Annotated in this window: 15 protein-coding genes and 3 rRNA genes; 6 read left to right on the plus strand and 12 right to left on the minus strand. The window is 48.0% G+C overall.

Features of this window, described 5'->3' with window-relative positions; genetic code table 11:
• Positions 1–212 precede the first annotated feature (212 nt).
• On the plus strand, positions 213–1,589 hold the full coding sequence (gene hemN / locus K0H60_RS00065; protein ID WP_084796735.1) for an oxygen-independent coproporphyrinogen III oxidase: 1,377 nt from the start codon (positions 213–215) through the stop codon (positions 1,587–1,589).
• Positions 1,590–1,660: 71 nt separating this feature from the next.
• Here the strand turns inward: hemN and add are convergent, their stop codons facing one another.
• Entirely contained in the window at positions 1,661–2,656 is a 996-nt protein-coding gene (gene add, locus K0H60_RS00070) for an adenosine deaminase (protein ID WP_220056894.1), read from the minus strand.
• Between the two features lie 211 nt (positions 2,657–2,867).
• Between add and K0H60_RS00075 the strand changes: the two genes are divergently transcribed.
• Entirely contained in the window at positions 2,868–4,673 is a 1,806-nt protein-coding gene (locus K0H60_RS00075; RefSeq protein ID WP_220056895.1) for a DUF885 domain-containing protein, read from the plus strand.
• 102 nt (positions 4,674–4,775) lie between these two features.
• Positions 4,776–5,789, plus strand: coding sequence for an alpha/beta fold hydrolase (locus tag K0H60_RS00080; protein ID WP_220056896.1), 1,014 nt, complete (start codon positions 4,776–4,778; stop codon positions 5,787–5,789).
• Here K0H60_RS00080 and K0H60_RS00085 read toward each other — a convergent pair.
• The 5 genes from K0H60_RS00085 to ccoG form a co-directional block, all read right to left on the minus strand.
• Positions 5,746–8,196, minus strand: coding sequence for an EAL domain-containing protein (locus tag K0H60_RS00085; RefSeq protein WP_220056897.1), 2,451 nt, complete (start codon positions 8,194–8,196; stop codon positions 5,746–5,748). The genes K0H60_RS00080 and K0H60_RS00085 overlap by 44 nt on opposite strands.
• A 248-nt stretch (positions 8,197–8,444) precedes the next feature.
• A 5S ribosomal RNA gene (gene rrf, locus K0H60_RS00090) occupies positions 8,445–8,560 on the minus strand.
• A 128-nt stretch (positions 8,561–8,688) separates the two neighbouring features.
• Positions 8,689–11,580: ribosomal RNA gene (locus K0H60_RS00095) — 23S ribosomal RNA — on the minus strand.
• 309 nt (positions 11,581–11,889) lie between these two features.
• Positions 11,890–13,432 (minus strand): 16S ribosomal RNA (locus K0H60_RS00100).
• The 16S, 23S and 5S rRNA genes sit together here, the layout of an rRNA operon.
• Before the next feature lie 518 nt (positions 13,433–13,950).
• Positions 13,951–15,378, minus strand: coding sequence for a cytochrome c oxidase accessory protein CcoG (gene ccoG / locus K0H60_RS00105; RefSeq protein WP_011718825.1), 1,428 nt, complete (start codon positions 15,376–15,378; stop codon positions 13,951–13,953).
• A 91-nt stretch (positions 15,379–15,469) separates the two neighbouring features.
• Here ccoG and K0H60_RS00110 point away from each other — a divergent pair, with 91 nt between their 5' ends.
• The 3 genes from K0H60_RS00110 to K0H60_RS00120 all read left to right on the plus strand — a co-directional run bounded on the left by K0H60_RS00110 (position 15,470) and on the right by K0H60_RS00120 (position 17,210).
• Complete coding sequence (locus tag K0H60_RS00110) at positions 15,470–15,820, plus strand: hypothetical protein (RefSeq protein ID WP_220056898.1); 351 nt, start codon at positions 15,470–15,472, stop codon at positions 15,818–15,820.
• A 116-nt stretch (positions 15,821–15,936) separates the two neighbouring features.
• Complete coding sequence (locus K0H60_RS00115) at positions 15,937–16,839, plus strand: 1,4-dihydroxy-2-naphthoyl-CoA synthase (RefSeq protein WP_011627707.1); 903 nt, start codon at positions 15,937–15,939, stop codon at positions 16,837–16,839.
• Positions 16,840–17,006: 167 nt separating this feature from the next.
• A complete protein-coding gene (locus K0H60_RS00120) occupies positions 17,007–17,210 on the plus strand; it encodes a DUF2061 domain-containing protein (protein WP_169548704.1) in 204 nt (67 codons plus the stop codon).
• Positions 17,211–17,289: 79 nt separating this feature from the next.
• Here the strand turns inward: K0H60_RS00120 and glmS are convergent, their stop codons facing one another.
• The 6 genes from glmS to atpD form a co-directional block, all read right to left on the minus strand.
• Positions 17,290–19,119 carry a glutamine--fructose-6-phosphate transaminase (isomerizing) gene (glmS, locus tag K0H60_RS00125; protein ID WP_220056899.1) on the minus strand — a complete coding sequence of 610 codons (1,830 nt, stop codon included), beginning with the start codon at positions 19,117–19,119 and terminating at the stop codon, positions 17,290–17,292.
• Positions 19,120–19,193: 74 nt separating this feature from the next.
• Positions 19,194–19,964 (minus strand): DeoR/GlpR family DNA-binding transcription regulator, encoded by a 771-nt coding sequence (locus K0H60_RS00130; RefSeq protein ID WP_011627710.1) that lies wholly within the window; start codon positions 19,962–19,964, stop codon positions 19,194–19,196.
• A gap of 203 nt (positions 19,965–20,167) precedes the next feature.
• Positions 20,168–22,276, minus strand: a complete 2,109-nt coding sequence (locus K0H60_RS00135; RefSeq protein ID WP_220056900.1) for a TonB-dependent receptor — start codon at positions 22,274–22,276, stop codon at positions 20,168–20,170.
• Positions 22,277–22,535: 259 nt separating this feature from the next.
• Positions 22,536–23,900 (minus strand): bifunctional UDP-N-acetylglucosamine diphosphorylase/glucosamine-1-phosphate N-acetyltransferase GlmU, encoded by a 1,365-nt coding sequence (gene glmU / locus K0H60_RS00140; RefSeq protein ID WP_220056901.1) that lies wholly within the window; start codon positions 23,898–23,900, stop codon positions 22,536–22,538.
• A gap of 169 nt (positions 23,901–24,069) precedes the next feature.
• Positions 24,070–24,498 (minus strand): F0F1 ATP synthase subunit epsilon, encoded by a 429-nt coding sequence (locus K0H60_RS00145; RefSeq protein WP_011624645.1) that lies wholly within the window; start codon positions 24,496–24,498, stop codon positions 24,070–24,072.
• Positions 24,499–24,534: 36 nt separating this feature from the next.
• Entirely contained in the window at positions 24,535–25,926 is a 1,392-nt protein-coding gene (gene atpD / locus K0H60_RS00150) for a F0F1 ATP synthase subunit beta (RefSeq protein ID WP_220056902.1), read from the minus strand.
• Positions 25,927–25,944 lie beyond the last annotated feature (18 nt).

A 25,944-nucleotide genomic window follows, 5' to 3' on the forward strand; every position in this document is an offset into this window, starting at 1 on the left:
ATAGCTCCCGCATTTCTTTTCCCACACAGAGTACAGCTTCCCGTGAGCCTGTGCACAAAACCTCCAAAAAACAACAGACATTGGCTCCTTTTTCATAGATATTGCGTAACTTCTAAAAGGACAGACATCATTTTTACAACCTAGATCAAGGTTATTTAGCTAAGAACCTTGCATACTTCGCTTGTTGCTAATTTACCCTCGGAGGACACGCCTTGAAGCAGCCCACTCAGATAAGCTGGGATCAGTCGATGATCGAAAAATATAACTACAGCGGTCCCCGTTACACTTCTTACCCAACGGCGCTGGAGTTCGATGATTCATTCACTGAACAAAACCTGTTAACGGCGATTGAAAACAGTAAGAGTGACAAACTGTCGCTGTATATTCACATCCCCTTCTGCGCCAAACTTTGCTACTACTGTGGCTGTAATAAAGTTATCACTCGCCACGCCCACAAGGCCGATCAATATATCGAGTATTTGAGCCACGAAATTATTAAGCGCGCTCCGCTGTTTAAGCACTACACAGTCACCCAAATGCACTGGGGCGGCGGCACGCCAACCTTCTTAAATCCTGAGCAAATTCTGAAGTTAACCGACTTAATCAAGGCTAACTTCAACTTTGCCGCTGAGGGTGAGTTCTCTATCGAAGTTGACCCGCGTGAGATTGAGCTTTCAATGCTCGATACCTTAAAAGAAGCGGGCTTTAACCGCATTTCTATCGGGGTGCAGGACTTCAATAAAGAAGTACAAGTCGCGGTTAACCGTGAGCAGGACGAGCAATTTATTTTCGATTTAATGGCCAAAGCCAAGGCCATGGGATTTGTCTCAACCAATATCGATTTAATTTACGGTCTACCGCATCAGACACCCGAAACATTCGCCGCCACCATGCAGCGCGTGTTAGACCTGTCGCCCGATCGTCTATCTGTGTTCAACTATGCCCACTTACCCGCGCGTTTTGCCGCGCAGCGTAAGATCAAAGATGAACATTTACCATCGCCGAAACAAAAACTCGAGATGTTGCATCAAACAATCGAGACCTTAACCGGCGCGGGTTATCAGTACATTGGCATGGACCACTTCGCTAAGCCTGACGATGAGTTGGCTAAGCTGCAACGCGAAGGCAAACTGCACCGCAACTTCCAGGGTTATACCACCCAAGAAGAATGCGACCTACTCGGTCTGGGCGTGTCTTCAATCAGCCAAATAGGCGATTGTTATGCGCAAAACCAGAAGGATATTCGTCCTTACTACGAAGCCATCGACAAAGACGGACATGCACTGTGGAAAGGCTGTAGCCTGAACCGTGACGACGAAATCCGCCGCGTAGTGATCAAACAACTGATCTGCCACTTCGATTTAGATATGGCAAAAATGGACGAGAAACTAGGTATTAAGTTTGAGGAATACTTCGCCGAAGACTTAAAACTGCTGCAAACCTTTATCGACGATAAGTTAGTCGACGTCACCGACAGAAAGATCACCATCAGCCCCACAGGCCGCCTGCTGATCCGCAATATCTGTATGTGCTTCGACCTTTACTATCGTCAAAAAGCGCGTCAACAACAGTTCTCCCGTGTGATCTAACACAGACGCCTCTCCAATAAAAAAATCCGACTCAAATGTCGGATTTTTTATTGGGAAACAGAGCTACTTACTTAAGCTTTAGCCGCATACAGCGCCTTGCGCTCACTCTCGGATAAAAACGCCATTTCCACTCCATTGCGTTGCACCTGAGCCAGCTCAGCATCACTTAGCCCTAGTTCAGACTTAGCAATGTGGTATTCGTGCTTGATATCAATCGCACTCACGCCTGGATCATCGGTGTTAAGGCTTATCAACACACCGGCATCCATAAAGGTTCTGAAGGGATGTTCCGCATAGGAAGACACGGTCGATGTGTGCAGGTTGCTGGTTGGGCAAGATTCGATACCGATACGGTGTTTAGCGAGATATTCCATCAGCTTAGGATCGTGAATCGCATTCACACCATGGCCGATACGTGTCGCCCCCAGCTCCTGAATCGCTTGCCACATACTTTGTGAACCCGCCGCTTCCCCCGCATGGGCGGTAATGGCTAAGCCCGCGTCTCGCACTCGCTTAAAGTGCTCGTTAAACAATTCGCCAGGGAAGCCAAGCTCATCGCCGGCTAAATCCATCGCGACTAAATGTTGTTTATGGGCGAGTAAGCCTTCGAGCTCCTGAGTACAAGCAGCTTGGCCGAATGAGCGCGACATAATCCCGATAAGATTGATTTTAACTTGGTAATCTTTCAGGCCCGCTTTCACCCCATCGATAACCGCTTCAACCACACCTTCAATCGGTAGCTTATGGTTCATCGCCATGTAATATGGACTAAAACGCAGCTCCGCATAATCGAGGCCAGATAACGCCGCATCCGCCACGTTTTCATAGGCGACACGTTTTACCGCATCTAAATCAGCGAGAACTGCCACCATCCAGTCAAGCTTCTTCAAGAAGGCGACTAAGCTGGTTTCTTTCCCCTGAATTTGTACAAATGGCGCGAGAGTCTCTAAAGAATCGGCAGGCAAAGCAATGCCGTGTTGGTGTCCGAGTTCCCAAATGGTGTTCACTCGCACGTTACCATCTAAGTGACGATGCAAATCCACCAATGGAATGGATGTATTGATCATAATTAACCCCTATGTGAACTACCCAGCCAATGCTTTTGTTATTTGGTCTAGGGCGGACCCTAAGTTTAACACGCATTCTTTGGTGGCACTCAGCTAAGGGCGGGATTTAAATTCACATTCAGTCACAATTCTGCTTAATATGCGTACAACAATCTGGGGTAAACCTCAGGCATAATGACTTCAATAACAACGAAAATATCCGAGATAAATCATGCATAAACTCTTTACCCCAAGCTTACTGATTTGCGCCCTGAGTGCCTGTAGTGCGGTTCAGCCCCCAATCGAATCCACCAAACAAACAACGGTAGCCGTTGCGCAGTCCACGGCCAAGACTATGGCCCCAGCACTGCAAGCGATTGTGGATCAAAGTTGGCAACTCCAACTCAGTGCCAGCCCTGAAATGGCCTATGGAATGGGGGATAAGAGTGCTGCAGGTAAACTGCAAGATCTGTCTCCAGAAGCCTTAGCTAAGCTCAATCAGGGACAAATGGCCATTCTCGCCCAATTGAAAGCACTGGATCGCAGCAAACTGAGTAAAGAGGATAAAATCAACGCCCAAATCCTCGAAGATCAGATCCAAAACGAGGTCGACCTGTATAAATACAAGGATTACTACCTGCCGATCACCGCAGAGAGTGGCTTCCACGCCTATATATCTTCCATTGCGCAAGGGCGGTTCAATACCCTAGAGGATTACCAAAACTACCTAGGTAAGCTCAAGGCGCTACCGACCTATTTTGCCCAGCAAACCCATTGGTTAAAACAAGGACTAAAGGAAGGTATTACACCGCCTAAAGCCACGCTCAAGGGATTTGAAAACAGCATTAGTGCTTACATCTTACCGGTAGAGAAAAGCAGTTATTTCAAGCCTTTTACTCAATACCCAAGCCACTTCACCGAGGCGCAAAAAGCGCAACTCACCCAAGAAGGCCGCGCATCGGTCGAGCAGAATGTGCTCCCGACCTATCAGGCTTTTTATGATTTTATGACTCAGGAGTATATGCCCAACACTCGGGAAAATATTGCCGCCAACAGCTTACCCGATGGTGACGCCTTCTATGAGAACCGCGTTCGCTACTACACGACCTTAAATATGACCTCGGCCGAAGTGCATGAACTCGGTTTAAAGGAAGTAAAACGTATCCGCCAGGAAATGGAGCAAGTCATTAAGTCTGTTGGCTTTAAAGGCAGCTTTGCCGACTTTTTGCATTTCTTGAGAACCGACCCCCAGTTTTACACCACTAGTGCGGATCAGCTCCTGAAAGAAGCGGCATTTATTGCCAAAAAAGCCGATGCCATGTTGCCCAAATATTTTGGTAAATTGCCACGCAAACCCTATGGTATCGCACCAGTGCCGGCCGAAATCGCCCCCAAATACACCTCAGGCCGTTATTCAGGCTCTAATCGTGACGACGAGCCGGGTTACTACTGGGTCAATACCTACGCCTTAGATAAACGCCCACTCTATGAACTCGAAGCGCTGACGCTGCACGAAGCCGTACCCGGGCATCATCTGCAGATTTCACTGAACTCCGAACTGAGCTCGTTGCCCGATTTTCGTCGCTACAGCTATATTTCGGCCTTTGGTGAAGGTTGGGGATTGTATAGCGAATACTTAGGCTTAGAAGCGGGATTCTATCAAGACCCATACAGTAACTTTGGCCGTCTAACCTATGAGATGTGGCGCGCCGCTCGCCTCGTTGTCGATACGGGGATGCACGCCCAAGGTTGGAGTCGAGAACAAGCCATCGAGTTTATGGCGAGCAACACGGCGTTATCGCTCCACAATGTGACGACTGAAATTGACCGTTACATTACCTGGCCAGGGCAAGCGCTCTCCTACAAGATTGGTGAGCTCACCATTAAACGCCTACGCGCTAAAGCCGAGCAAGCCTTAGGCGATAAATTTGATATTCGCGCCTTCCACGACGCCGTATTAGAGAATGGTTCTGTACCTATGTCGGTGCTGGAGCAGCAGATAAACGACTTTATCGAAGCGCAAAAAACCGCGATTTAAGCTCATCCCAAGGGAGCGGGTATTTTCCTGCTCCCTTTCCTGCCCGCCCCAGTTCTCTGATACACTCTAGCAAACCTTTTTGCCCGAGATGTGCGACAGAGTATGAGCCAAACGCCCCTAAACTTTCCAAGGGAAGAGTTTTCCAAAGTAGCTTTTTCAACGGAACACGATTTAAATACTTCTGAACAGCAAGCCTTTTGGCAAACCGTTGTCCAAGACACACTCAAAACGCCCGATGGATTAACTTTGGCCTATATGATGGTCAAGCATCCCAAGGCCCATGCCAGCATAGTCATCAGCAGCGGCCGGGTTGAGTCCTACTTAAAGTATCAAGAATTGGTATTTGACCTGTATCAGCAAGGCTATTCGGTGTTTGCTATCGATCACCGCGGCCAAGGGTTATCGAGCCGCATGACGGCCAATCCCCATCAAGGCCATGTGCGGCGGTTCAATGACTATATCGACGACTTTGCCCTGTTTATGCAAACCGTTGTACTCAAACATGCCACTTCGCCACTGTTCTTGCTCGGGCATTCTATGGGCGGCGCCATCGGCACCTTGTTTCTCAAACAACATCCGGATGTGTTTACGGCGGCAGCATTTTCAGCTCCCATGTATGGCATTAAGTTACCTATGCCCAAAGGATTTGTCCGTTGGCTTGCGAGTAAGCTCGATGCCAGCCTCAACGGCGGAGAACCTAACTACGTGCTCAGCGGGCAAAACTATAAGGCCGCTCCTTTTAAGGGAAATGATCTCACCCATTGTCAGAGTCGTTATCAAGCCTACCGAGAGTTGTACGATGCGGCGCCGAAGCTGCAATTAGGCTCACCGACTAACCGCTGGTTGACTGAATCCTTAGATGCGGCCGATGCCTGTGTCTTGGCCACGGCACATATCCGTACGCCCATTCTGATCCTGCAAGCCAGTGAGGATAAGATTGTCGACAATGCCGCCCAAAATCTGGCGGTAAGCTCAAATTGCCAATTAAAAGTGATTGCAGGGGCTGCCCATGAGATTTTTATGGAGAAAGATAGCTACCGTAATCAAGCGCTGAATTACGCACTCGACTTTTTTAAACGCTACGCAACAAGGGACGTGGACAAACAAGCTGTTTAAAGTCATTAACACTTAAGGCGCGGGCAATATTGTAGCCTTGGAAGTGAGTACAGCCTAAGCGGCTAAATAGCTGTTGTTGCTGTGGTGATTCGACACCTTTGGCCACGATAGGCAAGTTAAAGGATTGTACCGACTGAATCAGCGCTTGGCTCCAGCTCGCATCATTCGTTAAATTGGCGGCACAATGTAAATCGAGTTTTACCTCATTCAAGGGATAGTGACGCAAGCAACTCAAGGCGCCCTGTCCCGCACCAAAGTTATCTAGGGTTATTACCACCCCAGCTTCTGCGAGCAGACGGATCCTCGGCTGAATAAAGGAGGCTGATGTTAGTAATGCACTCTCGGTTAACTCAATTCCCAGCTGATTGTCATCCAGCTCGTAGCGACGGGTTAACGCAACCAATTGCTCGACAAATTCAGCTTGGCAGAAAGATAAGGTACTAATATTCAAAGTTAAACGTGGCAGGTTAATACCCTGCTGTTTAAATTGCTTAATCAACTGGCAAACGCGCGTAGCCACATTTAAATCGAGCGATGCAATCAAACCATGGCGCTCGGCTAAATCAATAAATTTAGCGACCGGGACAATTTCACCATCCGCTAAATGCCAGCGGGATAAAACCTCGGCCGACACTATCTTGCCTTGCATATCCACCACTGGCTGGAACATTAACGACAACTGATTTTCGGCAATTGCACGCTCTAATCTGTTCAACAAAGACGACTCAGGATCCTGCGAGCGTTCTAAATCTGGGTGATAGAAAGCACAACCTGCGTGTTCACTAGACTGAGCATGCTGCATCGCGAGCTCTGCACGTCGCACGGCGAGTTCTGACGCCAGCGTATCCACAGAATCTAATAAGCAAATCCCAATATTCGCATTTAAACGAAAATCATGTTCACCATAATGGAAGGGACGAGTGGCGATTTGTTTAAGCTCAGTAGCCAACGCCAATGCTCGACGCCCGGCTATATTCGCATCGGCAGCCAACTCCTTAGCTAACAAGGCGAACCGGCCCAACTCGAGATGAGCAACGACAATATTTTCAGCAAAATAACTCGATAGCCTTGCACTTAATTGCGACAACAATCGCTCAAGCTCATGGGATGTGAGAGTGTCATTCGCCCCAAGGGTTTCGACATTGAGTAATAACAAAGCCCCCCAATGTCCCGCACTGGTTCGTTGATTAAGGTATTGGGATAACTGCGCCATAAAGGTTTCAGGGAGCATCTTCGGCCCTGCCACAGATTGCTTCACTAATTCGGCAATCGCAGCATGGTTTCGCTCACTCTCCGAGACATCGACATGAATGCCGATCATTCGAGTCGGTCTACCAAGTTGATCCCAGTCGACTAACATGCCACGGTCAAATACCCAAACATAATGCCCATCTCTATGTTGCAAGCGATGGACACTCTCAAATTCTTTAGTCTTGCCGCTGACATACTCTTGCAGGCAGTCCAACACGGCTTGCTTATCATCGGGATGCAAACGCGTTTCCCAGGTCTGGAACACTTCCTCTAGCTCGTCGGGTTGATAGCCAATCATTTCCTTCCAACGATCGGACAAAAACACTTCGCCAGAACGAATATTCCAATCCCAGATCCCATTGCGTGAACCTTCAACCGCAAACAACCAACGTTGCTCACTATCGTTAAGCTGCTTAACTGCACGCCCTGAATGTTCATGAACCTGCTGCAGTGTCGTTTGTAGAGACAAGACCTCGGAGGCACTCCAAGACACTTGAGTCGAAAACTCGGGAGTGCCTACATGCTTCGCCGATTCGCTTAACATCTTGAAAGGACGAATCAAGAGGTAATATAGAACGAAGGTAAAACCGATTAACAGCAGCGCCCCGAGCCCCCATACGCGCATAAATCGTTGTTGTAATTCGGTTGAAGCTTTAGCCACTAACGGCGCGAGATCAGACTCAAGATAGATAAGCTCTGTCGCTCCAGGATATTGAGCATCAACGGGATAATAGGCTTGAATCGATAATCGGTCTGGATTAATTGAAACACTCGCCTGTCCAGATTGCACCACGGCATGATGCCGAACCACATCGTAACCATCAATCACTTCAATGGCATTGCTATCACGCCAAACAGTATGATTCGCAAAGCGAATGCGGCTATTCGCATCCAGCAAGATATAAACCATGACATTCATATCTAAGGTTGCCAGAGAGACTTCCTGCTCGATACGTTCAACATCTTGTAACGCTTGCGCCGACTGCACTATCGCTTGCATACGTAAAAGTTGCTGCTTTATCTGGCTCACCTGGCGATCGGCCAGTTCATTACGTACCAGCTCGCTCTCATAGAAATACTCAGCCGTAACCAACACTAAATAAAGTGCCAGCATGCAGACAGGAATCAATACTGCGAGCGAGAGTTTGCGAAGCATGGGTAGCCAAATGTCTTTAATAAAAAGATGGACGCCCAGTATGCTAACGGGAAACCCGTTACTAAGCAAAAAGACTTAACATAAGTGGAGTTATTTTAGACTAAATACGCTAATCGATTGAAAGAACCGCTAGCGAACGAGACGATAAAGTGAAGAATAGAAAATAAGTTAATAAAACAGAAAACAACAAAAACAAAAAAGCCAGCTCATTAAGCTGGCTTCATGCTCTCTTATCGAGAATATTAGGCGCTTGGCGATGACCTACTCTCACATGGGGAGACCCCACACTACCATCGGCGCGATTGCGTTTCACTTCTGAGTTCGGGATGGGATCAGGTGGGACCACAATGCTATTGTCACCAAGCAAATTTATTATTTACTACCCGTCTTATTGTTTCGCAGGCAGTAAATTAAATTCGGAAAGCTGCTTTGAGTTACACTTCTTAAGTGTTCATATTCTATCTAAGTACTTGTAAAACCCATCTGGGTTGTATGGTTAAGCCTCTCGAGTCATTAGTATCAGTTAGCTCAACGCCTCACAACGCTTACACACCTGACCTATCAACGTCCTAGTCTCGAACGGCTCTTTAGTGGACTTAAAGTCCAAGGGATGACTCATCTTGGGGCTCGCTTCCCGCTTAGATGCTTTCAGCGGTTATCGATTCCGAACATAGCTACCGGGCAATGCCATTGGCATGACAACCCGAACACCAGCGGTTCGTTCACTCCGGTCCTCTCGTACTAGGAGCAACTCCCCTCAATCATCCAACGCCCACGGCAGATAGGGACCGAACTGTCTCACGACGTTCTGAACCCAGCTCGCGTACCACTTTAAATGGCGAACAGCCATACCCTTGGGACCGACTTCAGCCCCAGGATGTGATGAGCCGACATCGAGGTGCCAAACACCGCCGTCGATATGAACTCTTGGGCGGTATCAGCCTGTTATCCCCGGAGTACCTTTTATCCGTTGAGCGATGGCCCTTCCATTCAGAACCACCGGATCACTATGACCTACTTTCGTACCTGCTCGACGTGTCTGTCTCGCAGTTAAGCTGGCTTATGCCATTGCACTAACCGTACGATGTCCGACCGTACTTAGCCAACCTTCGTGCTCCTCCGTTACTCTTTGGGAGGAGACCGCCCCAGTCAAACTACCCACCAGGCACTGTCCTTAACCCCGATTAGGGGCCCAAGTTAGAACATCAACACTACAAGGGTGGTATTTCAAGGACGACTCCACGAGAACTAGCGTTCCCGCTTCAAAGTCTCCCACCTATCCTACACATGTAGGGTCAATGTTCAGTGCCAAGCTATAGTAAAGGTTCACGGGGTCTTTCCGTCTAGCCGCGGGTATACGGCATCTTCACCGCAATTTCAACTTCACTGAGTCTCGGCTGGAGACAGCGTGGCCATCATTACGCCATTCGTGCAGGTCGGAACTTACCCGACAAGGAATTTCGCTACCTTAGGACCGTTATAGTTACGGCCGCCGTTTACCGGGGCTTCGATCATGAGCTTCTCTTGCGATAACCCAATCAATTAACCTTCCGGCACCGGGCAGGCGTCACACCGTATACGTCATCTTGCGATTTTGCACAGTGCTGTGTTTTTGATAAACAGTTGCAGCCACCTGGTATCTGCGACTGCCGTCAGCTTAGGGAGCAAGTCCCATCACCAACAGCAGCGTACCTTCTCCCGAAGTTACGGTACCATTTTGCCTAGTTCCTTCAGCCGAGTTCTCTCAAGCGCCTTGGTATTCTCTACCCGACCACCTGTGTCGGTTTGGGGTACGATTCCCGCTAACCTGAAGCTTAGAAGATTTTCCTGGAAGCATGGCATCAACTACTTCATCCCCTTGGGGACTCGTCATCAGCTCTCAGTGTATAGTGACCCGGATTTGCCTAAGTCACCCACCTACCACCTTAAACGCGGACTACCAACGCCGCGCTAGCCTAGCCTTCTCCGTCTCTCCATCGCAGTTAGCGGAAGTACAGAAATATTAATCTGTTTCCCATCGACTACGCCTTTCGGCCTCGCCTTAGGGGTCGACTCACCCTGCCCCGATTAACGTTGGACAGGAACCCTTGGTCTTTCGGCGAGGGGTTTTTCACCCCCTTTATCGTTACTCATGTCAGCATTCGCACTTCTGATACCTCCAGTGTGGGTTACCCCTTCACCTTCAACGGCTTACAGAACGCTCCTCTACCGCGCAACCCTAATGGATTGCACCCGTAGCTTCGGTGGTATGTTTAGCCCCGTTACATCTTCCGCGCAGGCCGACTCGACTAGTGAGCTATTACGCTTTCTTTAAATGATGGCTGCTTCTAAGCCAACATCCTAGCTGTCTAAGCCTTCCCACATCGTTTCCCACTTAACATACACTTTGGGACCTTAGCTGACGGTCTGGGTTGTTTCCCTTTTGACGACGGACGTTAGCACCCGCCGTCTGTCTCCCGGATAGCACTCTTTGGTATTCGGAGTTTGCAAAGGGTTGGTAAGTCGGGATGACCCCCTAGCCTTAACAGTGCTCTACCCCCAAAGGTGTTCGTCCGAGGCGCTACCTAAATAGCTTTCGAGGAGAACCAGATATCTCCCGGTTTGATTGGCCTTTCACCCCCAGCCACAAGTCATCCGCTAATTTTTCAACATTAGTCGGTTCGGTCCTCCAGTTGATGTTACTCAACCTTCAACCTGCCCATGGCTAGATCACCGGGTTTCGGGTCTACGCCTTGCAACTAAACGCGCAGTTAACACTCGGTTTCCCTACGGCTCCGCTATTCGCTTAACCTCGCTACAAAACGTAAGTCGCTGACCCATTATACAAAAGGTACGCAGTCACGGTCTCAAGAACCGCTCCCACTGCTTGTACGTATACGGTTTCAGGTTCTATTTCACTCCCCTCACAGGGGTTCTTTTCGCCTTTCCCTCACGGTACTGGTTCACTATCGGTCAGTCAGGAGTATTTAGCCTTGGAGGATGGTCCCCCCATATTCAAACAGGATATCACGTGTCCCGCCTTACTCGTTTTCATCAAAGGTTAGTTTTCGTGTACGGGGCTATCACCCTGTGCCGCTGGACTTTCCAGACCATTCCACTAACACCCCTCTGACTTAAGGGCTAATCCCCGTTCGCTCGCCGCTACTAGGGGAATCTCGGTTGATTTCTTTTCCTAAGGGTACTTAGATGTTTCAGTTCCCCTCGTTTGCCTCGCAACGCTATGTATTCACGTTACGATGACCGCTTATGCGGCCGGGTTCCCCCATTCGGACATCGTTAGCTCAAATGCTTGTTACTAGCTCGCCAACGCTTTTCGCAAGTTACTACGTCCTTCATCGCCTCTGACTGCCAAGGCATCCACCGTATACGCTTAGTCGCTTAACCATACAACCCAAATGAGTTTCACATCACTTGAGCCGTTGCGACCAGCTGGTTTTACTTGTCTCATCTTCGACCAAGAAGATGGACTCGCCTTAGACTTGAATATTCAAGACACTTAAAAAGTGTTTTAAGAACTCAATTTTTCGTATTAACACAACGACAGACATCATTGTATTAATTACTATCAGCTTTCCAAATTGTTAAAGAACAATGCTTACCGGCAAGCGGTGCATTTCGCTCTCCCTTCCCTTTCGAGAAGTTCAACAAGCCATCTGTGTGAACACTCAACAAACATCGAGTTAGTCGTATAGGTAAGGAGGTGATCCAGCCCCAGGTTCCCCTAGGGCTACCTTGTTACGACTTCACCCCAGTCATGAACCACAAAGTGGTGAGCGCCCTCCCGAAGGTTAAGCTACCCACTTCTTTTGCAGCCCACTCCCATGGTGTGACGGGCGGTGTGTACAAGGCCCGGGAACGTATTCACCGTGGCATTCTGATCCACGATTACTAGCGATTCCGACTTCATGGAGTCGAGTTGCAGACTCCAATCCGGACTACGACGAGCTTTGTGAGATTAGCTCCACCTCGCGGCTTTGCAACCCTCTGTACTCGCCATTGTAGCACGTGTGTAGCCCTACTCGTAAGGGCCATGATGACTTGACGTCGTCCCCACCTTCCTCCGGTTTATCACCGGCAGTCTCCCTAGAGTTCCCGCCATTACGCGCTGGCAAATAAGGATAGGGGTTGCGCTCGTTGCGGGACTTAACCCAACATTTCACAACACGAGCTGACGACAGCCATGCAGCACCTGTCTCAGAGTTCCCGAAGGCACTAAGCTATCTCTAGCGAATTCTCTGGATGTCAAGAGTAGGTAAGGTTCTTCGCGTTGCATCGAATTAAACCACATGCTCCACCGCTTGTGCGGGCCCCCGTCAATTCATTTGAGTTTTAACCTTGCGGCCGTACTCCCCAGGCGGTCTACTTAATGCGTTAGCTTGAGAGCCCAGTGTTCAAGACACCAAACTCCGAGTAGACATCGTTTACGGCGTGGACTACCAGGGTATCTAATCCTGTTTGCTCCCCACGCTTTCGTGCCTGAGCGTCAGTCTTTGTCCAGGGGGCCGCCTTCGCCACCGGTATTCCTCCAGATCTCTACGCATTTCACCGCTACACCTGGAATTCTACCCCCCTCTACAAGACTCTAGTTTGCCAGTTCGAAATGCAATTCCCAGGTTGAGCCCGGGGCTTTCACATCTCGCTTAACAAACCGCCTGCGCACGCTTTACGCCCAGTAATTCCGATTAACGCTTGGACCCTCCGTATTACCGCGGCTGCTGGCACGGAGTTAGCCGGTCCTTCTTCTGTAGGTAACGTCACAGCTGCAAGGTATTAACTTACAACCTTTCCTCCCTACTGAAAGTGCTTTACAACCCGAAGGCCTTCTTCACACACGCGGCATGGCTGCATCAGGGTTTCCCCCATTGTGCAATATTCCCCACTGCTGCCTCCCGTAGGAGTCTGGGCCGTGTCTCAGTCCCAGTGTGGCTGATCATCCTCTCAGAACAGCTAGGGATCGTCGCCTTGGTGAGCCATTACCTCACCAACTAGCTAATCCCACCTAGGTTCATCCAATCGCGGAAGGCCCGAAGGTCCCCTCCTTTCCCCCGTAGGGCGTATGCGGTATTAGCAGTCGTTTCCAACTGTTATCCCCCACGACTGGGCAGATCCCTAGGCATTACTCACCCGTCCGCCGCTCGCCACCTCAGGAGTAAACTCCCTTGTGCTGCCGCTCGACTTGCATGTGTTAGGCCTGCCGCCAGCGTTCAATCTGAGCCATGATCAAACTCTTCAATTAAAAGTTTTGTGAACCCGAAGGTTCGGCTCAATGAATTCTGAATCGACTTAACTTAATAAGTCGTTGTACATATTGCTATGAACACTCATTCATTGATTTAAATTTTGATTACTCGCCAAACGGCAGAGTAATTTCGATTAACTCAACACCTGTGAGTGTCCACACAGATTTCTTGTTTAGATTGTTAAAGAGCATTTGACCATTCACTTCACGTTACCGCTCAGCGGGTCAGGGCTGCGTATTCTACGCATTTCCCGAGTCGCGTCAAGGCGTTTTTGCAAACTTCTTGGCGCTTTCGAATCAACTGCACATTTTGCATTCGATTCGCACTGTAACCGCAGTTGCTTTCGCTGTCTGCCGTGTCAGTGGATGCGCATTATAGGCAGCAGAACTTTTTGTGCAAGGGCTTTTTGTCAGAAAATTACGATTAATCATCTAGACGCCTAGATATCCAGCAACATGAATAAAAAAGGGGCTAAACAGCCCCTTTTTTATTCATTTGGTTAACGAAACAGTAACTATGGACTGAAGAATCGCGATTCTTGCTCGACTTCGACTTCTTCGCCATCGATATGGGTTTTCACTTTTATCTCAATGTTAGTCACTGAACGCGAAAGTTCGACCGGATCGACCCCAACACTGATAGGTAGAGTTAACACCTCTCCACCCGCAATCGTCACTGAGGTTGGTCCATACCATTTATAGTTGTTGAGGCCTTCAACACTCATGGTGTATTCATGGGCTTGTTCTGTCTTGTTGAGAATTTTCAGGGTGAAGGTGTTTTCAATCAGCCCTTGATTGTTTTCTCTGTAAAGTTGGTTACGGTCGCGGATGATATCCATACGCACGGGTGCAATCGTCGCGCTCGCGTAGATAAAGATCAGGATCATGGCGGCCAACACCACGCCATAGCCCACCAGCTTAGGACGTAATACCTTCTCTTTAATACCTTCGAGTTTATTTTCGGTGGTATAGCTAATCAGCCCAAGAGGATATCCCATGCGCTCCATGGTTTGGTCACAAGCGTCGATACAGGCGCCGCAGTTAATACATTCGTATTGCAAGCCGTTACGAATATCGATACCCGTTGGACAAACTTGGACACAGAGGTCGCAGTCGATACAGTCGCCTAAGCCCATTTCTTTGGGGTCGGCTTTACGTGAACGCGGGCCTCGGGTCTCACCGCGTTTGGCATCGTAACCAACGATATAGGTGTTTTTATCAAACATAGCCGATTGGAAACGCGCGTACGGGCACATATGGATACACATGATTTCACGCATCCAACCCGCATTACCGTAGGTCGCTAAGGTAAAAAAGATAACCCAGAAGTAGATAGCACCCGATGCATTAAGGGTAAATACATCGACATAGACTTCACGGCTCGGCACAAAATAGGATACAAAGGTCATGGCCGTGATGAGCGAAAGCACAATCCATGCGGTATGTTTTGCCGTTTTGCGCCAGATTTTGTCAAAACCCCATGGCATTTGATCTAACTTAATGCGTTTATTACGGGCCCCTTCGAGTTTTTCTTCGAACCAGATGAACATAAACGTCCATACGGTTTGCGGGCAGGTGTAACCACACCAGACTCGGCCGAGGTAGGTTGTCACGAAAAATAACGCAAAGGCGGCTATCATAAAGAGAGCGGCAAGCAAGGTCAGATCCTGTGGCCAAATAGTTAAACCAAAGACGTGGAACTTCTGCTCAGCCAGATTGAACCAAACGGCTTGACGGTCTCCCCAAGGGATCCAAGGTAAAATAAGGAAGAAGAGCATTGCGACCCAGCCCATACGGCGGCGTACGCTACTCCATAATCCATCGATGGCCCGGACATAAATCCGGTTGCGGGGGTTAAAGCGATCAGCCTTATCTGCATCTGGCTGGTGAATCTTAATTCGATTGGTTTTCGAATAGTCCTTGTTATTAGATTCTGCGTTCATCGTGACAGCCTTTTACTGCTTTAATATTGGACGAAAACTGGCTTATTATACCCATATTATTAATGGTTATTCACTTATGTTGGACTAAAAGATGAAAGGTTGGATCATATTAGCGCTCCTGTGTGGTGCATTATATTACTTATACACCGAAACAGACAAACTAGATGCACCTATAGCTAAAACAGAGGAAATGGTTCAGAAGATAGAAAACAAAATGGGCTCGATGACGGGCACCCAAATTATTAAGATCGATCAGAAACGCACTAAGGCTCGAACAGCCATTTTGGAGCGACTATCGGCTCCTGAAGTCGAAGAGTTTAATAAAATCCCACTTACCGAAGACGGCATTGCCGATTTTCAAGACAGCTACTGCGGCACTAAGGCGCCCGAGCACCCAATCTTTAGCCGAGATAACCTGTTTTATATCTGCGATAACCTCTAATCCAACTTACAGGCAAACGGAATTTTGCAACCCATCACTAAGCATGGCGCTTAAGCGATTGACCAAAGACATGATTCCGCCTAGCCTTTGAACTTCAATTACATAGGCCTTGTATCATGACTAAACCAGTATCAGATATTTTTGATCCCGCACTGTGGGATGAAGTCAGCGGATTTAACTTTGACGATATCACTTACCATAGAGCCAAAGCCCACGGCACAGTGCGTATCGCCATCAACCGTCCAGATTGCCTCAATGCCTTCCGCCCAAAGACGGTCGACGAGTTGTATATCGCCCTCGATCACGCTCGCCAATGGTCCGATGTAGGTTGTGTGTTACTCACAGGCAATGGCCCCTCGGCCAAAGGACAATATTCGTTTTCCTCCGGTGGCGATCAACGTATTCGCGGCAAAGATGGTTATAAATATGAAGGCGCAGAAGAAGGCAAAGCCGATTTAGCCAGAATGGGGCGTTTACATATCCTCGAAGTCCAACGATTGATCCGCTTTATGCCTAAAGTGGTGATCGCCGTCGTGCCGGGTTGGGCGGTGGGTGGCGGCCATAGTTTACACGTTGTCTGCGACTTAACCTTAGCCTCGAAGGAACACGCAGTCTTCAAACAAACCGATCCCGATGTCGCGAGTTTCGACTCAGGCTACGGCAGTGCTTATCTTGCCAAGATGATTGGCCAAAAGCGTGCGCGAGAAATTTTCTTCTGTGGCTTTAACTACAGTGCCGATGAAGCGTTTGCCATGGGAATGGTGAATAAATCGGTTCCCCATGCCGAACTCGAAGTTGAAGCATTAAGATGGGCCAAAGAGATTAACTCCAAATCGCCGACAGCAATGCGTATGTTGAAGTACGGCTTTAACATGACCGACGACGGTATGGTCGGCCAGCAACTGTTTGCGGGTGAAGCGACGCGTTTAGCCTATGCCAGCGCAGAAGCTCAAGAAGGGCGCGATGCTTTCCTCGAGAAACGTGACCAGGACTTTTCCGCGTTTCCTTGGCATTACTAATCGAAGTTGATTGCCATATAAAGCCCTCATTTGAGGGCTTTATATTTTTTAGCGCTTATAGATAGAAAAAACCGTTTAAACTAATCTCAAAATACGGGTTTAAATTTTAATGAGAATTGTTATCATCTAATCATTCCCAATTGGGGCTAACATTAGAGGATAAGATCATGACCAAGACATTAACTTTTGCCGTATTACATTTCAGCGTTGCCTTCACCGTTACCTATTTATTAACTGGTAGTGTTTTGGTCGGTGGTGCCGTCGCCTTAGTTGAGCCAGCGATAAACACTGTAGTGTTTTATTTCCACGATAAAGTATGGAAACGTTTCGAGGCAAAAAAGCAGAACGCACTTAATGCAATAACGGCTTAATACACTCAGCCACCAGCACATACTCTAATAAAGCCCCAATAAAAAACCGCCATACAGGCGGTTTTTTATTGCTTCCGATTTATTCCACCGTCACCGATTTAGCGAGGTTACGTGGTTGATCCACATCGGTGCCCTTAATTAAAGCAACGTGATACGAGAGCAACTGTAATGGGATAGTGTAAATCAGCGGCGCCATAAAGATATCGCAGTGTGGAACTGGGATAACCTTCATGGTTTCGTCAGATTCAAACTCAGCATCCACATCGGCGAAGACATACATTAAGCCGCCACGGGCACGCACTTCTTCAACGTTAGATTTCAGCTTTTCTAACAGTTCGTTGTTTGGTGCCACCACGATGACGGGCATGTCGGCATCAATCAACGCCAGTGGGCCATGTTTCAGCTCGCCAGAGGCATATGCCTCAGCATGGATGTAGGAGATTTCTTTAAGTTTTAGCGCACCTTCCATCGCAATCGGGTACTGATCGCCACGACCAAGGAATAAGGCATGGTGTTTGTCGGCAAAGTCTTCCGCCAATTCAGCAATCGCATCATCTAAACCTAGGGCTTGTTCCACTTTGGCGGGCATAGACTGTAGGCTTTGAGTGATCTCCGCCTGCATTTGCTCCGACATACCATTATGGCGACCGATCACCGCCGTCAGCATTAATAAACCCGCTAATTGCACGGTAAAGGCTTTAGTTGAAGCAACGCCAATCTCAGCGCCCGCTTTCATCATGTACGCCATGTCAGACTCACGAACTAAGGAAGAGCCTGGAGCGTTACAGATAGTCAGCGTCGCCTTATAACCCATTTCTTTAGCGAGGCGCATCGCCGCCAGCGTATCGGCAGTCTCGCCCGATTGAGAAATGGTCACCAACAGGCTGTTCGGGAATAAATGCGACTTACGGTAGCGGAATTCGGAGGCGATTTCGACATTACAAGAAACGCCGGCCCAATCCTCTAACCAATAACGCGCCGCCATACCCGCATGGTAACTAGTACCACAGGCAATGATTTGCACGTGCTTGATATCTTTTAAAAACTCAGCAGCATTATCACCAAAAGCCGTGTCGAGCACTTGCTTGTTAGCGATGCGACCTTCGATAGTGCGTGTCAGCGCCAATGGCTGCTCATAAATCTCTTTGAGCATATAGTGGCGATATTCACCTTTGTCACCGGCATCGTGGGTGATTTCTGATTCTTTAACTTCGCGCTCAACTTTATTGCCATGCACATCGAAAATGCTCACGGTGCGACGAGTCACTTCAGCCACGTCACCTTCTTCTAAAAACGCGAAAGAACGGGTCACAGGCAATAGCGCCAGTTGATCAGACGCGACAAAGTTTTCACCTAAACCAAAACCAATCACCAGTGGACTGCCTGAACGTGCCACAACCATGCGCTCGCTATCGCGGCGGTCAATCACCACAGTGCCATAAGCGCCTTCGAGTTGTTTCACCGTGGCTTGCACCGCTGCCAGTAAAGTGTCGTTAGATTTCAATTCATGGTGAACTAAGTGGCAAATCACTTCGGTGTCGGTATCTGAGCTAAAGTGATAACCCAACTCTTTAAGCATTTCGCGCAGTTTATGATGGTTTTCGATAATGCCATTGTGCACCACGGCAATATCGCCTTCAGATAAATGTGGGTGAGCATTGCGCTCGCTTGGCTCACCATGGGTCGCCCAACGAGTATGAGCAATCCCAGTGCCGCCCGCTAACGGGTCGGTTTCGAGTGCGGCAGAGAGCTCCTGCACTTTACCCACGCGGCGCGTGCGATTAAGTTCGCCATTGTGGATCACGGCAACACCTGCGGAGTCATATCCACGATATTCTAAACGACGTAAACCTTCGACCAGAATTTCGGCCACATCCCTTTGCGCCACGGCGCCAACGATTCCGCACATAGTTTTTACCTATAAAATGAAAATAAAAATGAAGTTGTTTGAGACATTTGCTTTGGCTTATCACGGGCAAATGCCTAAGGCGAGTAGGGCGCTAAGATGACTTTCACGCCTTGCTCGGTAATTTGGTTAAGGGCGCTCTCTTCGATGCGAGCATCGGTGACTAGCACACTGATTTGCGACCAAGGTAGTTCTAAATTAGGGATCCGCTTACCAATTTTGTCCGAATCCACCATAACGATCACTTCGCGCGAAACCTCAGCCATCACCTTGCTTAAACCTGTCAGCTCATTAAAGGTGGTGGTGCCGCGCGCTAAATCGATACCGTCGGCACCGATAAACAGTTGGTCGAAGTTATAGGAGCGTAATACTTGCTCGGCCACTTGCCCCTGGAACGACTCAGAATGGGGATCCCAGGTTCCGCCAGTCATCAATAGGGTCGGCTCATTTTCAAGCTCATGAATCGCATTAGCCAAATGCAAGGCATTGGTCATGACCACCAGCCCTCGCTTGTGGTTAAGTTCAGCAATCAAACCTGAAGTAGTGGTACCACTGTCGATGATGATGCGATTATGATCTTTAATCAGCTGCGCAGCGGCTTTAGCGATGGATAACTTGTTAGGGGCAATCTTGGCAGAAAACTGTTGCGTCACTTCATCGGGAATAGCCACAGCACCACCGTAGCGCCGTAACAACAGTCCGGTTTTTTCAAGTTCAGCCAAGTCTTTACGAATAGTCACTTCTGAGGTTTCGAAACGTAATGACAACTCATCGACACTCACTTCACCCTGTTCATTCAGAATGCTGATAATACTGTGACGTCGTTGTTGTGTGTTTCGTTTATTCATAAAACCTTTCAGTTAGCTTTCGATTCGAAAGCTACATTATAGAGAAACGAAACATTTTTGCTAGTATTCGAAAGGTGTTTTTAGCGTAAGAGTGATGTAATAGGTGAGCATTTAAAATTAACCTAATGAAAAGCAATAAAAAAGCAGTTCACCTATCGATGAACTGCTTTGAGCGAGCTAAAACTTAAGCATAGAAAGTGAAGTTAGAACTTAGCTTCAAGTGCCACACTGAAGTTACGATCTTGGCCTAGGGTCACCATATTGTATTGGCCGCCATCGATATAATCGGTATCAAACAGGTTTCTCACGTTCGCGCGGATGCTTACATCTTTACCCATAATATCCATAGTGTAGGCAGCACCGATATCGAAACGGACATAACCGTCTTTACTGATAGTGTTATTCACATCGGCAAAACGCTCACCTACGTAGATAGCACCGAAGTTCATTGCAAAGTTATCGGTCACTTCATAACGAGTCCAGATATTGGCCGACCATTCAGGGGCATCGATAGGCGTTTTACCTTCGCGCTCATCACCCGTTTGATACTCAGCATCGAGGTACATCATAGATGAAGTAACAAACCAGCTATCGCCTAGCTTACCTTGGGCACCGACTTCAAAGCCGCGGTGTTTTTGCTCACCACCTTGGGTGGTGATTGAAGTGTATTTTCCATCTTCACTTCGTGGGTCACTTGCTGTCAGCACCTCATTGATAGAGATATTCTCAAGCGTGACATCAAATACCGCAGCCGTTAATAACAAGCTATCGTCAAACAGTTCCCACTTAGTCCCCACTTCATATTGAATGCCATATTCAGGTTTGAGGTTAGTGTCATGATTAACATTTAGAGGGTCGGTAATACCACCTTGCGGTGTAAAGCTCTTAGAGTAGTTAACGTATATGCTGCCATTGGTCATTGGTGAATAGATCACCCCAAATTTAGGCGATACGGCATAGCTATTTTCACCAAATCCATCTTTTTTCTGCTCGTCATAACGTACCCCAGCGAGCAATTTCCATTGTTCGTTGATGGTCATTAAATCTTGCAGATAGAAACCGTAGTATTTGTATTCATTTGGAGTGCCTTTCTTACCTGTATGGTAATCAAGATCCGGTTGAATCACTGGCTGACCAGGAATAACGGTTTGCGCTGCGCCACGGGCAATTTGTTGCTGGTAGAAGTAATCGAGATAGTTAGCGCCAATCAGCAACTGATGCTCCATACCCGCTAATGCAAACTCGCCTGTAAAATCGACATAGGCGGTTTTATGCTGCCAATCATCGTAACGATCGAATGGTCTAATGCTGTATCCCGAGGTGAATGGGTCTTCATTATATTGCGGCGCAGAATCGAAACGCTGGCGATTAAACTGTTGATCGTTATAACCCAGTTTAACTTTCCAATCGTCACTCATATGCCAAGTTAAATCGGCACCTAAATTTGAAACCGTGTTATCGGTAAAGGCCCAAGGCGCATCCCAGATGGTTTTACGTTGACCAACAACATTGCCTTGTTTATCTAACCAACCGCCAGCATCGATACCGGTTTTATCTTGGGTATGGTCGTATTTCAACGACAATAACAGATCATCACTGATATCGAATTCTAGGTTCAAATAACCTAACCAACGATCACGCTCTTGGTTTTCATCGGTCGTTGAATATTCACGCCAGTATTTAGTGTCTTGTTTGACTAACACACCGCGGTAACGAATGCTTTGAGCCTCGTTTAAGCTGCCACCAGCGTCTAACTGTGCGCGGGTAGAGCCGTAACCGTCGGTATCAAACCCTAAGTTGAGCATAGAATCATAGGTGGGCTTCTTGGTGACCATATTCACCAAACCGCCGGGGCCAGATTGGCCATACAACATACTCGAAGGACCTTTCAGCACTTCGACTTGCTGCAGGGTTTCAATAGGTTGGACGTAATGGGACCATTGCTGGTGGCCGTTGATCAGATAACCGTTGCCTGAATCTAATTCAAAACCACGAATACTGAAGACTTGGCGGTTCCAACGGGTAGTTCCCGCTGTCACACTTGAATCGTTTACTAAGACTTCCGCAAGGTTAGTCGCTAATTGCTCATCGGTAACAAAGTCGGGGATAACATTCACAGATTGTGGTGTATCCATTAAATCGATATCACCACGCATAGCACCAGATGCACTGCCGACTTTATAGTCGTTAAACGTACGGCCAGTTACATTAATGCGCTCAATATTTTCATCATTTGGCGCTTCGGCCATAACAGGCATCGCCATTAATGCAGACCCTACGGCCAAACCAACCACTGAATATTTAAATACCATTGCCAACACCTCAAGTAGACCTTTCGTCTTAGAATCGCAGGCAATATAAATAAGAATTGTTTTTATTTAATCATCTTTACACGAATTTACAATTCAGCGTGACTTAGATCAACTTTCAATAAAAACAACAAATTAGCCATAACACCACAGTCTTAATTCAACATTAATTTAGCTAATTTTTGTTTAGTGAGGATTTTTAGCTTTGACAAAAAACATAAAGCGGCAATAAGCCGCTTTATATTGACTGAGTACAGTGCCGTTATTTCTTAATCTTTACCGGACGTTGCCAGCCAGTCAGATGTTTTTGCTTAACACGGGTGATCACCAGCTCATCCTCCCCCACATCACGGGTAATTGTTGACCCTGCACCGAGCGTCGCGCCTTTACCAATGGTCACTGGCGCCACCAGCTGAGTATCACTTCCCACAAACACATTGTCTTCGATTACGGTTAAGTGTTTATTGGCACCATCGTAATTACAGGTAATAGTACCCGCACCAATATTCACGCCCGCACCAATTTGCGCATCGCCTAAATAGGCTAAATGGCCCGCCTTAGAACCCACACCTAAAACGGCTTTTTTCATCTCAACAAAGTTGCCGATATGGGCATCTTGCATTAGCTCAGCACCTGTGCGTAAACGGGCAAAAGGCCCCGCACTGGCCGCAACGCCCAGCTTAGCGCCTTCGATAATAGAGTAAGGTTTGATCTCGGCATTATCGGCAATTTCACAATCGATAAGAATTGCGCCAGCGCCGATGCTAACGTTATTGCCAATCACCACTTTGCCTTCGAAAATCACGTTCACATCGACCATCACATCCATACCGACCGTCACTTCACCACGGATATCGATACGGCTTGGGTCACGTAGGTTTGCGCCAGCAATCATCAGCTTTTCGGCTTCGCGGGCCTGATAGGCGCGCTCAAGTTGTGCAAGCTGCACGCGGTTATTAGCACCTTCCACTTCAATAGCAGACTGTGGCTGAGCGGTATTAATCTCAACCCCGTCGGCGTGGGCCATGGCGATAATATCGGTCAGGTAGTATTCCCCCTGAGCATTGTTATTCGATAAGCGACCAAGCCAGGTTTTTAACGCCTTGCCCGGCACCGCCATAATGCCAGTGTTGATTTCATTGATGGCTAACTGCTCAGCATTGGCATCCTTTTGCTCGACGATGCCGACAACCTTGCCGTGCTCACGCACGATGCGGCCATAGCCAGTTGGATTGGTTAGATTGACGGTTAAAATTGCCACGCCATTATCGGGACGCGCAGCAAGCAAAGCTTCAAGCGTAGAGGCTTGGATCAAGGGAACATCACCGTAAAGGATCAGCACAGTGTCATTATCATCAATATTGGGAATCGCCTGAGCGACCGCATGGCCAGTGCCTAACTGCTCGGCTTGCAACATCCAATTGAGTTGCTGCTCACCCAAAGCCGATTTTAGTTTGTCGGCGCCATAGCCGTACACCAATTGAATGGCATTGCTGCCGATACTGTGGGCGGTATCGATAACATGCTGCACCATGCTCTTGTGGGCGATAGGATGTAATACCTTGGGAAGATCCGAGCGCATGCGAGTTCCTTTTCCTGCCGCTAAGATCACTACATTTAATGCCATTGCCATATCCTTGATTAACATCCCAAAGGGATAAACTGAGCTCGATTTAATGGCGCAATTTTAACGGAAAGGCATAGCAAAGCGAAAGGCTGATATCAAAACGCAGCGAAAAACCAACAAAAAAGGCGGGTATCTTTCGATAACCGCCTTTTATCACAAACAATAACCTTTATCTGGCAATGTTTTTCTTGATGGTTTCAACAACACGTAATTGAGCCATTGCTTTCGCTAACTCAACCATAGCGGCGTCATAATTGAAGTCCGCACCCGCAGTCGCCATATGGGCTTCTGCACGACGCTTGGCTTCTAATGCTGCCTGCTCATCAATATCTTTGGCACGCATAACCACATCAGCCAACACAGAAACAGAAGAAGGTTGTACTTCCAGTAAACCACCAGAAAGATAAAACACTTCTTCGCTGCCGTCTTGTTTGACGATGCGCGCCATGCCAGGTTTGATATAGCTTAACAGTGGAGCGTGGCCATGCATGATGCCCAACTCACCTTCAGAACCGGTCACTTGTAGGCTAGCTACGCGACCTGAGAAGATGCTGCTCTCTGCGCTTACTATATCAAGCTGTACTGTCATGGCTGCCATCCCGTTCTCCTTAAAAAACTAAGTATGACTACTTAGTTATTTCTTTTTGTTAGCTTTCTCGACAGCTTCGTCGATAGAACCAACCATGTAGAACGCTTGTTCTGGAATGTGGTCGAACTCGCCACTCAGAATTCCCTTGAAGCCACGGATAGTGTCTTTCAGAGATACGTACTTACCAGGAGAACCAGTAAAGACTTCTGCTACGTGGAAAGGCTGAGACAAGAAACGCTCAATCTTACGTGCACGGGAAACGGTCATCTTATCTTCGTCTGACAGTTCGTCCATACCGAGAATCGCAATGATGTCTTTCAGCTCTTTGTAGCGTTGCAGAACAGTTTGTACACCGTTAGCTACGTCATAGTGCTCTTGACCAACCACTAATGGATCTAATTGACGAGAAGTCGAATCCAGTGGGTCAACCGCTGGGTAGATACCCAGAGAAGCGATTTGACGTGACAATACAACAGTCGCATCTAAGTGAGCGAAGGTTGTTGCTGGTGACGGGTCAGTCAAGTCGTCCGCAGGAACGTATACCGCTTGAACAGAGGTAATAGAACCAGTCTTAGTTGAAGTAATACGCTCTTGCAGAACGCCCATTTCTTCAGCCAGAGTGGGTTGGTAACCTACTGCAGAAGGCATACGACCTAACAGTGCTGATACTTCAGTACCGGCTAGGGTGTAACGGTAGATGTTGTCAACGAACAACAGAACGTCACGACCTTCGTCACGGAATTTCTCAGCCATAGTCAGACCGGTCAGTGCTACACGCAGACGGTTTCCTGGTGGCTCGTTCATTTGACCATAAACCATGGCTACTTTGTCGAGAACGCCAGAATCCTTCATCTCGTAGTAGAAGTCGTTACCCTCACGAGTACGCTCACCTACACCGGCGAATACAGAAAGACCTGAGTGAGCTTTAGCGATGTTGTTAATCAGTTCCATCATATTAACTGTCTTACCAACACCCGCACCACCGAACAGACCTACTTTACCACCCTTAGCGAATGGACATACAAGGTCGATAACCTTGATACCAGTCTCTAACAGTTCAGTCGTGTTTGATTGCTCTTCGTATGAAGGAGCGCTGCGGTGAATCACATAACGTTCTTCTTCGCCAATTGCGCCAGCTTCATCAATAGGGTCGCCTAATACGTTCATGATACGGCCAAGAGTGGCAGTACCAACAGGAACAGAAATAGGTGAACCTGAGTTTACTACCTCAAGACCACGACGCAGACCATCAGAAGTACCCATAGCGATGGTACGAACTACACCACCACCTAGTTGTTGCTGAACTTCCAGCACCAAACCATTACAGGAGCCTTCACCTGTGATCGTCAGAGCGTCATATACCTGAGGTACGGCATCTTGTGGAAACTCTACGTCCACAACCGCGCCAATCACTTGGACAACAGTACCTGTGCTCATGATTAATCCTCTAAAACT

This window comes from Shewanella mangrovisoli (assembly GCF_019457635.1).
Taxonomy (GTDB): Bacteria; Pseudomonadota; Gammaproteobacteria; order Enterobacterales; family Shewanellaceae; genus Shewanella; species Shewanella mangrovisoli.